Raw genomic sequence first — 13,682 nt, forward strand, 5'->3', positions numbered from 1 at the left:
AGGTTCACTCCATTTCTTTATTAGATAAATTGGGATACATTCCCTACAACTGTCACGATATCACAATAAAGCAAGCGGATACAACTAAATCACTCAACTGGTAAAAATTAATTAAATTAATTCTCTAATATTTCAGCAAACTAACGATATTCATTATCATCAGAAGGGAGAATTAGAAAGTGAAGCATAAAATCTTGCTACCATTTCTGTTGCTTTCCATGTTCAGTTTTCCTGGGGGCCACTCTGCTGCTTCATCGACAGCAGCTTCAGAAAAGGAAGTGTTGGAAAAGCGGTTAGAGTTATTTAAAAATATGGAGACTGCTGTCCAAATTCCCTGGTATTATCTTGCTGCTGCCGATCAATATGAACGTAGCATCCGGCTGGCAAGAAATGATGAAAAATCTGTAAAGGGGAACATCTCCATTCAAATAAATCCGGCCCAATGGAGTGGTGCCTTAAATCCAAACCAAGCTGACACGAATCCATTTTCCATCTCAGTATTCAACGGGATAGGAAAAGACGGAAATGGGGATAATGTTGCCGACCTCACGAATGATGAAGACCTATTATTTACATTCGCTAATCATCTATTGGCGTACGGAACAGATGAAGATAACATTCGAATTGGATTGTGGAACTTTTATAAAAGAGATAAATCCGTCGGAATCATAATGGGTAATGCAAAGTTATTTAAGAAATTTAATCGAATTGATTTACAAGAAAAAGCATTTCCTGTCCCAGTAAAGACAAATTACACCTATCGCAGTACATGGGGAGTTGCGCGGGGGTGGGGTGGGCGAAGAACCCATGAAGGGACAGATATCTTTGCCAACTATAGTTTACCGGTACGCGCTACGTGCTTCGGGATTGTTGAAATGAAAGGCTGGAATAAATACGGAGGATGGCGAATTGGTATTCGTGATATTAATAATACGTATCATTACTTCGCTCATCTAAATGGCTTTAAAGATGGAATCAAGGTTGGCGATATCGTTGAACCCGGGCAAGTGATTGGCGGCGTAGGTAGCACAGGCTACGGTCCTCCAGGAACTTCCGGAAAGTTCCCTCCCCATCTTCATTTCGGGATGTACAAAGATAACGGAAAAATCGAATGGAGCTTTGACCCAACACCACATCTACGTGTATGGGAACGCAAAGAACTTTCAAAGTAAAAACACAGAATTGCAAGCACAAATCAAGGAACTTCCACAAGCAAAAGATGAGCAATCTAGATAGAAAAATAGGTTACTACTCCCCATCGGATTGTTCATCTTATGAATAAAAGGGGGCTGCTTGCGCTGGATGTCGATAGACAAATTCAAGGATCAAATACTTAGGCTAAACAAGAACAATAGCGGAAACGTCAGATAAAGAGAAGCTTTAATCAGTTGGGCCCGACCTACGCTTCTTTGATTCCTCTAATCCTTAAGGTCAGGGGCTTACTGCTCGTTAATTCGGGATAAAGCCGCCCACCACTCTATTTCTTACTAAGTACTTGTCCCACACTTCCCATCATTCATCTACTAAACAGCTCGTGATCAACAAATGATTATGGTCTTTTAGATTACAGGTGTATGTATGTTCAAGTTCTATACCATTTTCTTCAATGATTAGGAGATTGGGTCGATCACTTAATCCGACATTTTGCGATGAGACGACTCCCTTTCGCCCATCGTTCAATTGTACGGTTAAGCCATCTGGATAAATCGTAACGGAACGCCGAAATGCTTCAATAATCTTTGTTTCAAATTGAGTGCCAGAGCCTGCATACAAAATTTCTAGGGCTTCATGTGGGAGCATCGCCTGTCGATATATTCGATTGGACGTGATTGCATCAAATACATCTGCAACAGCAATAATCTTAGCAAAATAATGGATATTGTCTGCACATAATCCACGAGGGTATCCTGAACCATCCAACCGCTCATGATGCTGATATGCGCAATGAGCAACTAAAAGTGGGACTGAATGAATTTTTCTAAGCAGTTGAAACCCATATTCCGAATGTTGTTTGATCATGGAATATTCTTCTTCCGATAATGCAGCTGGCTTTTTTAATATGTCTGGGGATACCAGCATTTTTCCAACATCATGAAGAATCGCCCCCAGACCGAGCATTGTCATTTGCTTAGGCTTCATTTTCATCTCCTTAGCAATCGCTAAAGTATACAATGTCACATTCATGGAGTGGGTAAAGATATAATCATCGTGAATATATACATCAGCAAGCAATGTCAAAAGTCGCTTGCTACTTTTGATTTCGGTAATAATGTCTTCGAGTAATTGACTAAATCGTTGTGTTGCTCCTTCAATGACAAACGAACGTTCATGTATATTCATCGACCTAACATCAAGAAAAATAGTCTCAATGGTCTTAACAGTACTTCTCCTCAATTCGTTGGAGATGGTAGATTCCGCTTTAATATCCTTGGTTCGCTCATCTTGAACATAAACGAAAGAAACATCCAATGAGAGTAATCTTTGTTTGATTTTGTCGGATATTTCACAGCCTTCGCCAAGCAGAATCGTTCCCCGGTCATTAAAAATACTTTTACCCAGCCGCATACCTGGCTTTAACGCTTGCGTTTTTAGTAACCTCATAACATATTCTATATCCTCTCTATAACTGAACCATTGAAATTTTCATCCAAAACTAATATGGCGTTAAAGCACCACCATTTACTATGAAGGATATATCATGAAGCACACTACACTCACCTAATCTCAATGGTGGCGGTGCGGAGCCGGAATTGTGGATGCTTTCTCGATAAAATTAGTATACCTGATAAAGTGAAACTTCAGTCAGTGGGGAGGGTCTTCATCCCCCACTGATTGTTAGTTGAACCAATCGGGCTTTTACGGGCAGTTGTCCCCCACCTATGCTTCTTCGATTCCTCTAAGCCTTGAGGTCGGGGGTCTTACTGCCCGTTAAAGCGGGATAAATAGATTGGCTATACTAGTAAGTTGCCAAGCCCCGTCCCCATGTCCTTCATACAAAGAATCATGTATTATCTATTCATTCATTAGGCACCCTTTACTTAGGTCACTTATTCTTACTTTATCCCGCATTAACGGGGCAGTAAAACCTCATTGATTGAAGTTTCACTTTATAATCCATATTGTTTTTTATCGGTCATACATCCAGTTTTTTAAAGTAACTTTCTAAATTTTTGTTTATCTTTTACAAATAGAAAAGGTCGACTAAAAACAAGGGTTAGACTCCGTACTGCAAGATCTAGTATTAGAAGAATGTGTCTCCATCCTAATACAGATCATTTTGTAGGAGTTAGGCCCTTTTTAGTCGCCCTCTTTCACACTACTATATATATCACCCATGCATGAGCAGTAAGGCATCGCTACCCTTCATGCCAATGGAAATTCCTAATCTTTCTGCCTCTAGCGTTACCGATTCTAATGGTGCCGTAAGCAGCTGTTCAATTGTACGTACACCTGTCGCTCGGCCAGCAACAATTTTGCGGGCACTCAGTTTTTCATTAAGCAGGGCTACATCTAGCGCACCACACATGATATATCCGGTTTCTGAAGCAACAGCCAGTAAGTCTGTTTTTGGCAAGGCTACAGAAATGCCGATAAATGTCTTACCCGCTATGGTAATAGGAGTTACATTCATCAATGTAATCGCCCCCTTTCATTCATCATACTGTATGAATAAAAGAGCCATTATGTGTTATTATCCAAGATTATTCTTTACTAATTTCCAACCTAGAAGATCTCGCAGAAATTCTGGCATGAAATATTCTTTTGCTTCTGTCCGCTGTATTTGCGGAAAAAAGTGACCAAACGTAAACATATCGGGAATCGCGAGTTTATACGTTTGATCAGATTGTAATTCATTTCCATTGATCATGACTTTTTTTATAAGCCCTTCATCATTCCTTACAAAATCAATTCCTTCATACACCATCATGCCCATGATTGTCCCTCTAAAGCCTAATCCTTTTATCTGAATATGTGGCCATTCTTCATCTTTGGATTGTAAAAGTATTTCTTTCAATTCTGCCCCATTTAATTGAATCACACAAGGATTAATAGGATGTGGACAAACCCGATGAATATCCCCTTTTGTCACAGGCCCTTTCGGCAATGCTTCCAGAAGAAGTCCAGCATTGAGAAAAGCGCAGTCTGCTCTTGTCCAGTCTTTTAATGATTCACAAAGTAGCTTTGGTAGAGGCGATGGTTTGAACCAGTCATTTTCAATGGGTTCTAATAGTGTTGTTACCACTTCTTCAAGCTTCACCCCGCCGGCATCATGTAAGTTCAAAACCCATTGCTCCTCGTTCGGTGCTTCTTCCAACTCATTTGTATCATATAATCGCGCTGCTTTATTCATTATTTTTTTCTTGGCATCCAACTTGATCTCAACATGACCGACAAATTGCCCGTACTTCCCAGCCCCGCATAGAAGCGAGTTCCCTATCATTCTTCCGTGGTGAAGAACATGATGGGTATGGGCACCAAGAATCACATCCACTTCAGGAAATTCTTCTGCCATTCTTTCATCGTCATGAATGCCTAAATGGGAAAGGACGACAACCAAATCCGCTTGATTATGAATTGCTTGAAGCTGCTTTTTTAATTCATCAAAAGGCTCATTAAGATACCAGCCTAAAGTTTCGTAAAATTTTTGAAAATAGGCAGTGATTCCAATTAAAGCGATTTTTGTCCCATGATTGGTAGTATGGATGAAATATGGATGCGCCCAATCTGGACGAATTCCCTTTTCATTATATAAATTGGCTACTAGAACTTTAAATGATGCTTGATCATAAAGAGCGGACAACGCTTCATGCGGAAGCGTAATGCCTTCGTTATTCCCAATCGTCACGTATTGATAGCCTGAGTCATTCAGCAAACGTACATTTCCTTTACCAAGTGTCCCTTCTGTATAGGGATGCCACCGATCAACATGGTCACCAATGTCCAGTAGGAGCGTGTCTTCGCCAGTCTCTTTGTGAATATTTTTTCTTTTTTGTAAAAAGTGAGCGATACGAGGCCAATTTTCAAAATGGCTATGGACATCATTTGTATGATATAAATGGATGATCTCTGACAATGTTTTTCCCCCTATGTATCTAAATATCCCTTCGAACAATTTAAAACCCACTGTTGTCTATTGCTTGCTTTCTCTAAAGATATGCTCTATTTTCTTAGGAAAGTAAGATAGAACTTGAATATGTTCACACCATGCATGACTTTAAAATTCATTATATGTGGGCAATTTAAACTTTTCATTCAAAATAAATCCAGCTGTTTAGGGGCTAATCCACCATACTCAATTCCGAGCAAGTCAATCATTTGTTTCGCGTTACCTGCCGCGTCTCCACCTGAATTATTATTAAATAAAACATACACATCTTTAGCCGTTTCTTCAAGTTTTCTGAGCCTACTTACCCATTGTTGCAATTCTTCTTGATTATAGCGATATAAATAGCGGACTTCACGCCAATTTTGTCCACCGCTTGCCTTTTGCCAGCCATGGACATTTCGACCGTGAAAACGAACAAGTGCTTTTGTTTGATTAGTCGTTGCGAGAACAAGTGGTACCGAACCAGTTCCTGCCTGAGGCTCATCACAGACTGTATGAATCCACCCTTCTTCTTCCAAAAACGTGAGTGTCTTATCAGACATCCCTGGCGCAAACCAACTTTGATTGCGAAATTCTAGAGCAACGGGAACCTCACCCATTTCCGCTTTGCACCAGCGTAAGTAATTCACATTTTCACGTTTACATTCAAACCAAGGTGGAAACTGAAATAGGACCATTCCGAGTTTATTCGCTTTTTGATAAGACTCCAGAGAAGCGTGAAACGCATCAAACATTTGCTTTTTAGTCTCATAGGGATTTTCCCCGCGCAAATGCCCTGTCATCCCTTGATAAGCTTTCACAACAAACTGAAAGGAATTAGGAGTCTCAGTGACCCATTTATCACTATTCCGCTTAGGCTGCACCGCATAAAACGACGAATCGACCTCGACCGTCGGAAAATGCGCCCCATATTCCCGAAGCCGATCACGCTTCGAAACCCCATCGCCATACAAACGATCATGATCCCCCCAACCAGTCACACCAATATAAATCATCGAACCCCTCCTTTTAGGGGTCAGACCCCATTTCCCAGTTTATCCCGCATTAACGGGCAGTAAGCCCCCCACCTCAAAGATTAGAGGAATCGAAGAAGCATAGGTGGGGGACAACTGTCCGTAAAAGCCCGATTGGTAAGATACAGAGAAACTTACCTTTGTGGTTTCAAAGGTATAGTTGAGGCCCACAGGAAGTGGGCCTCACAGACGTTGCCGCAGGACGCGGCGCACTTTAGTCTGTGATTCATTACTGTCGATTGATCGAAGCGTTTGCTGCGATTTTAGCGACAGTAGAACGGGACTAACAATTAGTGGGGGATAAAGAAAAACCCCCACTAATTGAAGTTTCACTTTATTTCCCGAAAGAAAAACCTGCCGAGTGAATCGGCAGGTTTGGTGGTGTTTAGGGTGTGTTATCCGATTGAACCTTCCATTTCAAACTTAATCAAGCGGTTCATTTCTACGGCGTATTCCATTGGCAGTTCTTTTGTGAACGGTTCAATGAAGCCCATAACGATCATTTCTGTAGCTTCTTGCTCAGAGATTCCGCGGCTCATCAGATAGAATAATTGCTCTTCTGATACTTTAGAAACCTTCGCTTCATGCTCTAAAGAAATATTGTCATTTAAAATTTCATTGTATGGAATCGTATCAGAAGTTGAACTATTATCCATAATTAACGTATCACACTCGATGTTTGAACGAGCACCTTCCGCTTTACGTCCAAAGTGAACAATACCACGGTACGTTACTTTTCCGCCTTGTTTCGAGATTGATTTGGATACAATAGTAGAAGATGTATTCGGTGCCAAGTGTAACATTTTCGCTCCTGCATCTTGGTGCTGTCCTTTACCTGCGATTGCAATCGATAATGTCATACCTCGTGCGCCTTCTCCTTTAAGAATAACAGCAGGGTATTTCATCGTTAATTTAGAACCAATGTTGCCATCAATCCATTCCATCGTCGCATTCGCATCACATACTGCTCGCTTCGTAACTAGGTTGAATACGTTGTTCGCCCAGTTTTGAATTGTTGTATAACGACAGTAAGCATCTTTTTTGATGATGATTTCAACAACCGCACTATGAAGAGAGTTTGTTGTGTAAACTGGTGCTGTACAACCTTCAACATAGTGAACGCTTGCGCCTTCGTCAACGATGATTAGCGTACGTTCGAATTGTCCCATGTTTTCTGAATTGATTCGGAAATAAGCTTGTAGTGGTGTATCTACTTTGATGCCTTTAGGTACATAAATGAACGATCCACCAGACCAAACTGCTGAGTTTAGAGCAGAAAATTTATTATCAGATGGCGGAATTGTTTTTCCAAAATACTCGCGGAAAATATCTTCATTTTCTTTAAGTGCTGAATCTGTATCTTTAAAAACAATGCCCATGTCTTCAAGATCTTGCTTCATGTTATGGTAAACAACCTCTGATTCATATTGAGCCGAAACCCCAGCTAAATACTTTTGCTCTGCTTCAGGAATCCCTAACTTATCAAACGTTTGTTTAATTTCATCAGGAACTTCATCCCAAGATTTCTCAGATTTCTCAGACGGTTTTACGTAATACGTAATTTCATCGAAATTCAAGCTGTTTAAGTCGCCGCCCCATTGAGGCATCGGCATATTGTAAAAAATCTCCAATGACTTTAATCGGAAATCAAGCATCCATTGCGGTTCTTCTTTCATACGAGAGATTTCTTCGACGATTTCTTTTGTCAAACCACGTTTTGACCGAAAAATCGATACGTCTCTATCCGCAAAGCCATATTTATAATCACCGATATCAGGCATTTTCTTAGCCATAGCTCGTTTTCCTCCATTTCAAAATGGCAGAGGCTGTCTCATTAGAGTCTGACCCTACGTTTGAGACAGCTTCTTACTCACTGTGTTTATTTTAACAGACTGCAATTTCCTTCTTCAAACAAATAATGATCTAGAAAAGGCTAGTGCACATACACAATCTGTCAGGTCTCGATTTATTTCACTTTATTCCTTCAAGCCCTTTTCCATCGCCTTCCAAGCTAATGTTGCACACTTGATTCTAGCAGGAAACTTCGAAACTCCTTGAAGAGCTTCAATATCACCAAGGTCTAGAGTATCATCATATTCTTTCCCTTGAATCATTTCGGAAAATGTTTTTGAAAGGTTGAGTGCTGTTTCAATATCTTTCCCTTTTATCGCCTGAGTCATCATCGAAGCTGAACTCATTGAAATCGAACATCCTTCACCTTCAAACTTCGTATCGGTAACTTTCCCATCTTCCACTTTCAAAGTCAAACGGATTCGGTCGCCGCATGTCGGGTTATTCATATCAATGGTTAAGTTTCCATCTTCCAAAACGCCTTTATTACGTGGCTTTTTATAATGATCCATAATGACTTGACGATAAAGTGTATCTAAGTTATTAAAGGACATTACTGAAATACTCCTTTGTTTTGACAAGCCCTTTTACAAGCTTATCAATATCTTCTTCGGTGTTATACAGGTAGAAACTGGCACGAGCCGTTGCTGATACATCGAGCCATTTCATCAATGGCTGTGCACAGTGATGACCTGCACGAATGGCAATTCCATCCATATCAAGAACAGTTGCTAAATCATGTGGATGAACATCAGCAACATTAAAGGTTATTACTCCAGCACGCTTCATTGGATCAAGCGGACCATAGATAGTTATCCCTTCAATCTCTGCCATCTTTTCTAGTGCATAAGCAGCCAAGTGATGCTCATGTGCTTCAATATTTTCTAAGCCAATTTCAGTAAGAAAGTCAATAGCTGCTCCTAGACCAATGGCACCAGCGATAATCGGGGTACCCCCTTCAAATTTCCAAGGGAGCTCTTTCCATGTAGATTCATATAGGCCTACAAAATCAATCATCTCACCGCCGAATTCGACCGGTTCCATTTTCTCGAGAAGCTCTTTCTTACCATATAATACGCCGATACCAGTCGGTCCGACCATCTTATGACCTGAGAAAGCAAAAAAGTCACAATCTAAATCTTGAACATCTACTTTTACATGTGGTGTACTTTGGGCACCGTCCACCACCATAATCGCTCCATGCTGATGAGCAATCTGAGCAATTTCTTTAATCGGGTTAATCACGCCCAATACATTCGAAACATGCACAATCGAAACAATCTTCGTTGCATCTGTTATCGTTGCTTTTACGTCAGCTAACGAGATTGTTCCATCAGGTGTGAGCGGTACATACTTGAGAACCGCTCCAGTCTGCTTGGCGATCTGCTGCCATGGAATGATGTTACTATGGTGTTCCATATAAGAGATGACAATCTCGTCACCTTCAGATAGATTGGCGCCACCATAGCTTTTCGCTACTATGTTTAAAGAAGTCGTTGTACCTCTTGTGAAAATAATTTCTTCCATCGCAGAGGCATTAATGAATTTGCGAACCTTTTCACGGGCTCCTTCATACGCATCCGTAGCTTTTGTTCCAAGTGTATGAACTCCGCGGTGTACATTGGAGTTGTAGCCGCGGTAGTAATCTTCAATGGATTGAATCACTGCGCTTGGCTTTTGGGAAGTTGCAGCACTATCGAGATAAACTAGAGGCTGATCATTAACTTCTTGATCTAAAATTGGGAAAAGCTTACGAATTTCGTATGGATTCATTATCTAACTTTCCTTTCAATAACCTCAACTAGTTGCTTCTTAACGCCTTCAATTGGAAGAACATTTACGACCGGTGCAAGGAAGCCATGAATGACCAAGCGTTCTGCTTCAGTCTTTGGAATTCCTCTGCTCATTAAGTAGTATAATTGCAGCGGATCTACACGACCAACTGATGCAGCATGTCCTGCCGTTACGTCATCTTCTTCAATAAGCAAAATTGGGTTCGCATCTCCACGAGCTTTTTCACTAAGCATCAACACACGTGATTCCTGCTCTGCATTCGCTTTTGTCGCTCCGTGTTCGATTTTCCCAATACCATTGAAAATGGTCTGTGCAGCATCTTTCATTACGCCGTGCTTCAGAATATATCCTTCAGAGCGTTTTCCATAATGAATAATTTGCGTTGTGAAGTTCTGCTTTTGTTCTCCGCGACCAACGACAACTGATTTCGTATCTCCGAATGAACCATCACCCATTAAATACGTTGTGTTATCAGAAATAGTGTTGCCATCATTCATTAATCCAAGCGCCCACTCAATTCGAGCATCACGACCTGCTACACCGCGTCGGTTCACATACGTAGTAAACCCTGAAGAAAGTGTATCAACAGCTCCATACGTAACTTTCGCATTCGCATTAGCAATGACTTCTGTCACAATGTTCGCAATTCCAGATGCTGATTCTACTGTAGAAATGTAGTTTTCAACATACGTTACTAAGCTATTGTCATCCGCTACAATTAATACATGGTTGAATAATGTAGCATCTGCATGATCTACTAAGAAAATAGTTTGAATCGGCTCTTTTATCTCAACATTTTTCGGAACATATAAAAACGCTCCACCGTTCATTAACGCAGCATGGAATGACACAAGGCGATGCTCATCAGCATTTACACCGTCTTTCATGAAGTATTTTTGTACAAGTTCTCCATGGTCGCGTACTGCTGTGAAGATATCTGTAAAGATAACACCTTCTGCCTTCAACTCTTCAGACAATCTAAAAAATGCAGGCGTATTATTGCGTTGGATATATAAGTTTTTGCTTTCTTCTAAATCAACAAGCGATTTCACAGCTTCTGGAAGGTCATTCAATGAAGTGAATGCTTCACTCTCAACAGTATGAGATTTGAAAGATGTGAAATTCCATTTATCTATTTTTGTTTTATCAGGTCTTGGCATCGGCAGATTTTCCAGTCCTGTAAATGCATGAACTCGAAGTTCTGTCAGCCAAGCTGGTTCGTTGTTTTGTTGCGAATAAGAGCTGATATACTCTTGTTCAACTGGTAATTTTGTTTCGGTAGTCATGACAAATCCTCCTACTTACGCTTCTTGGCCAACAGTTTCGTCTTCAATGCCTAATTCTTCTTTAATCCACTCGTATCCTTCTGCTTCAAGGCGTTGTGCAAGCTCAGGACCGCCTGATTTAACAACACGTCCTTGCATCATAACGTGAACGAAATCAGGAGTGATATAATTCAATAGACGTTGATAGTGAGTGATGATCAAGCAACCGAAATCTTCGCCACGCATATCATTGATCCCTTTTGATACGACTTTAAGAGCGTCAATATCTAACCCTGAGTCAATTTCGTCAAGGATTGCAATTTTTGGTTCAATCATCATTAATTGTAGAATTTCATTACGTTTTTTCTCTCCGCCTGAGAATCCTTCATTTAAGTAACGTTGCGCCATATCTTGATCCATTTCAAGGAAATCCATTTTCTCATCCATTTTGCGAATGAATTTCATTAATGAAATTTCATCGCCTTCTTCGCGGCGTGCGTTAATTGCTGAACGAAGGAAGTCTGCGTTTGTTACACCGCTGATTTCACTTGGATATTGCATAGCAAGGAAAAGACCAGCTTGGGCACGTTCGTCAACTTCCATTTCAAGAACGTCTTTGCCGTCAAATGTAATGCTTCCGCTAGTTACTTCATATTTAGGGTGGCCCATGATTGCTGAAGAAAGTGTAGACTTACCTGTTCCATTAGGTCCCATGATTGCATGGATTTCTCCACCTTTAACTTCAAGGTTAACACCTTTTAAAATTTCTTTTCCTTCAATTGAAACATGAAGATCTTTAACCGTTAATGTTGAACCTGACATAGTAATACCTCCGTGATCTAAATCCTATTTTATAGCTAGAAAGTAAGATACCTTCTTTTCTATGACCGTTAAAATGATTCTCACTTTATTCTCATTATAATCTTATATCAAATTTAAACTGTAAGCAACTAATTAAGAAGCTTTTCTACTATAAGGATAGTATTTTCCAATACACAATGCAAGTAAAGCCCGTCCCTAGAAGTTCCCTACAGGCATCCCATTATTTTTCCCATGAAAAGAAACAATGATTCGATTCTGATAAAGTTATTATAATGAAGACTATGTAAAGGTGGTTGATCAGGCTATTCCCAAGAGTCTGCCCTTTCGCTATGGGACACCCTCATCATTTTCTCAACAATAATGTTTACCACAGCAATCAAAAAAAAGATCGGCCGAAGTCCATTAAATGAACTTCGGCCGATCTTTTGCCTGTCTATTCAAATGGAATTATGAATAAATCTGGCGCTGCAGATTATTCACGATTCGGTTGCCTTCTTCATAATCCCTCTCTCTTCGTTCCTCGACCTGGAGTCGCACATCCAATCGCCTGCTATACTCACTGTAGCCTATCCCATGTGATTGTTGCATCGCTTTTTCCATTTCGCTCGTTACGGTTAACTCTAGAGAGTTGATAATGAATCATCCTTCCATTTTTTATTGGATTTTAGTGTAACATCTTAGCAATTTACTTTTCAAAATCCATATACTTGGCACAGAGTCGATTACACTTGATCAGCTTAGGAATACAACTAATATCCTTGCTATTACGGACCATTGCTATGTGATATGTATATCCTCCGACATTCCATTTGCAAAATTCACAAAAGAGAAGAAGGGTGTCCCAATGATCTCGCCCCTACTCTAACAACAGTTTATAAGTGATTTAGCCACTTACTTTAAACTGTATATAGTAGTCGAGGCTTGACCCTTTTGTTTGGGACACCCTTCTTCACAATATTTATTCAGCAGGTATAACTGCTCCTTTATACGTTTCAGTAATGAAATCTTGAATTTCTTTTGAGTGGAGAACGTCTACTAATGCTTTAATGTCTTCACGTTTCTCATCACCAGCACGAACGGCAATAATATTTACGTACGGATTGTCTTTTGCTGACTCAACTGCAATTGGATCATTGATCGGATCAAGTCCAGCATCTAATGCATAGTTTGCATTGATTACTACAGCGTCTCCTTCGCCATTTTTAAAGACTTGTGGAAGCAATGCCGCTTCAATATTAGGTTGGAATACAAGTTTCTTCGGATTTTCAACAATATCATTGATCGTTGCTTTTGTTTTATTTACGCCTTCTTTTAACTTGATCAAACCATGTTCTTGGAAAATAGAAAGAATTCTTCCTTCATCTGATACAGCATCACGCATAATAATTTTTCCGCCTTTAGGGATTTCATCTAAACTTTTATACTTTTTTGAATAAATCCCAATTGGCTCAATGTGCACGGCGCCAGCATTAACCAAATCATAGCCCTCATCCGCATTCGCCTCTTCTAAATACGGTAAATGTTGGAAAAAATTCGCATCAATTTCTTTTCCAGCCAATGCTTTATTTGGCAAAATAAAATCTGAGAAAACTTTAATGTCAAGATCGATTCCTTTTTCTTTTAGAATGGGTTTTGCTTGTTCAAGAATCTCCGCGTGTGGAATATTTGAAGCACCGACTACAAGTGTAGTTGATTCATCAGCTGAACCTGCAGAACCATTGCCACTTTCCTTTTCATTATTGGCAGAACCACATGCAGTAAGACCTAATAATAACGCGGAAGTAATTGCTAATGTTGATAACCATTTTTTCTTCTTCATTTCCTTACCCT

11 protein-coding genes are annotated in these 13,682 nt (G+C 40.1%); 1 reads left to right on the top strand and 10 read right to left on the bottom strand.

All coding sequences use genetic code 11. From position 1 onward, the window contains the following. Positions 1-218: 218 nt before the first annotated feature. Positions 219-1,172, top strand: a complete 954-nt coding sequence (locus JNUCC23_RS19865) for a M23 family metallopeptidase (RefSeq protein ID WP_454216153.1) — start codon at positions 219-221, stop codon at positions 1,170-1,172. A 340-nt stretch (positions 1,173-1,512) separates the two neighbouring features. Here JNUCC23_RS19865 and JNUCC23_RS19870 read toward each other — a convergent pair whose 3' ends face one another. The 10 genes from JNUCC23_RS19870 to JNUCC23_RS19915 all read right to left on the bottom strand — a co-directional run bounded on the left by JNUCC23_RS19870 (position 1,513) and on the right by JNUCC23_RS19915 (position 13,671). After that, positions 1,513-2,601 carry an HD-GYP domain-containing protein gene (locus JNUCC23_RS19870; protein WP_454213186.1) on the bottom strand — a complete coding sequence of 363 codons (1,089 nt, stop codon included), beginning with the start codon at positions 2,599-2,601 and terminating at the stop codon, positions 1,513-1,515. Positions 2,602-3,328: 727 nt separating this feature from the next. Further along, positions 3,329-3,631 (bottom strand): YunC family protein, encoded by a 303-nt coding sequence (locus tag JNUCC23_RS19875; RefSeq protein ID WP_062186045.1) that lies wholly within the window; start codon positions 3,629-3,631, stop codon positions 3,329-3,331. Between the two features lie 60 nt (positions 3,632-3,691). Beyond that, the gene (locus JNUCC23_RS19880; RefSeq protein ID WP_403075474.1) at positions 3,692-5,074 is read right to left on the bottom strand and encodes a bifunctional metallophosphatase/5'-nucleotidase; all 1,383 of its coding nucleotides are present in this window, start codon (positions 5,072-5,074) and stop codon (positions 3,692-3,694) included. A gap of 179 nt (positions 5,075-5,253) precedes the next feature. Beyond that, positions 5,254-6,102, bottom strand: a complete 849-nt coding sequence (locus tag JNUCC23_RS19885; protein WP_454213188.1) for a DUF72 domain-containing protein — start codon at positions 6,100-6,102, stop codon at positions 5,254-5,256. 413 nt (positions 6,103-6,515) lie between these two features. Continuing rightward, positions 6,516-7,913, bottom strand: a complete 1,398-nt coding sequence (sufB, locus tag JNUCC23_RS19890; RefSeq protein ID WP_062185855.1) for a Fe-S cluster assembly protein SufB — start codon at positions 7,911-7,913, stop codon at positions 6,516-6,518. Positions 7,914-8,096: 183 nt separating this feature from the next. Further along, complete coding sequence (sufU, locus tag JNUCC23_RS19895; protein ID WP_062185853.1) at positions 8,097-8,525, bottom strand: Fe-S cluster assembly sulfur transfer protein SufU; 429 nt, start codon at positions 8,523-8,525, stop codon at positions 8,097-8,099. After that, on the bottom strand, positions 8,515-9,744 hold the full coding sequence (locus JNUCC23_RS19900; protein ID WP_062185851.1) for a cysteine desulfurase: 1,230 nt from the start codon (positions 9,742-9,744) through the stop codon (positions 8,515-8,517). Before JNUCC23_RS19900 ends, sufU begins: the two co-directional genes overlap by 11 nt. Further along, positions 9,744-11,051, bottom strand: a complete 1,308-nt coding sequence (gene sufD, locus JNUCC23_RS19905; RefSeq protein ID WP_403075484.1) for a Fe-S cluster assembly protein SufD — start codon at positions 11,049-11,051, stop codon at positions 9,744-9,746. Before sufD ends, JNUCC23_RS19900 begins: the two co-directional genes overlap by 1 nt. 15 nt (positions 11,052-11,066) lie before the next feature. Then, a complete protein-coding gene (gene sufC, locus JNUCC23_RS19910) occupies positions 11,067-11,852 on the bottom strand; it encodes a Fe-S cluster assembly ATPase SufC (protein ID WP_062185846.1) in 786 nt (261 codons plus the stop codon). 958 nt (positions 11,853-12,810) lie between these two features. Further along, positions 12,811-13,671 carry a MetQ/NlpA family ABC transporter substrate-binding protein gene (locus JNUCC23_RS19915; protein WP_403075487.1) on the bottom strand — a complete coding sequence of 287 codons (861 nt, stop codon included), beginning with the start codon at positions 13,669-13,671 and terminating at the stop codon, positions 12,811-12,813. Positions 13,672-13,682 lie beyond the last annotated feature (11 nt).

The organism is Peribacillus sp. JNUCC 23 (assembly GCF_053653995.1).

Coding starts and splice junctions, on each gene's coding strand:
- JNUCC23_RS19865 (WP_454216153.1), top strand. CDS start 219: ATGTTCAGTTTTCCTGGGGGCCACTCTGCTGCTTCATCGACAGCAGCT.
- JNUCC23_RS19870 (WP_454213186.1), bottom strand. CDS start 2,601: ATGAGGTTACTAAAAACGCAAGCGTTAAAGCCAGGTATGCGGCTGGGT.
- JNUCC23_RS19875 (WP_062186045.1), bottom strand. CDS start 3,631: ATGAATGTAACTCCTATTACCATAGCGGGTAAGACATTTATCGGCATT.
- JNUCC23_RS19885 (WP_454213188.1), bottom strand. CDS start 6,102: ATGATTTATATTGGTGTGACTGGTTGGGGGGATCATGATCGTTTGTAT.
- sufB (WP_062185855.1), bottom strand. CDS start 7,913: ATGGCTAAGAAAATGCCTGATATCGGTGATTATAAATATGGCTTTGCG.
- sufU (WP_062185853.1), bottom strand. CDS start 8,525: ATGTCCTTTAATAACTTAGATACACTTTATCGTCAAGTCATTATGGAT.
- JNUCC23_RS19900 (WP_062185851.1), bottom strand. CDS start 9,744: ATGAATCCATACGAAATTCGTAAGCTTTTCCCAATTTTAGATCAAGAA.
- sufD (WP_403075484.1), bottom strand. CDS start 11,051: ATGACTACCGAAACAAAATTACCAGTTGAACAAGAGTATATCAGCTCT.
- sufC (WP_062185846.1), bottom strand. CDS start 11,852: ATGTCAGGTTCAACATTAACGGTTAAAGATCTTCATGTTTCAATTGAA.
- JNUCC23_RS19915 (WP_403075487.1), bottom strand. CDS start 13,671: ATGAAGAAGAAAAAATGGTTATCAACATTAGCAATTACTTCCGCGTTA.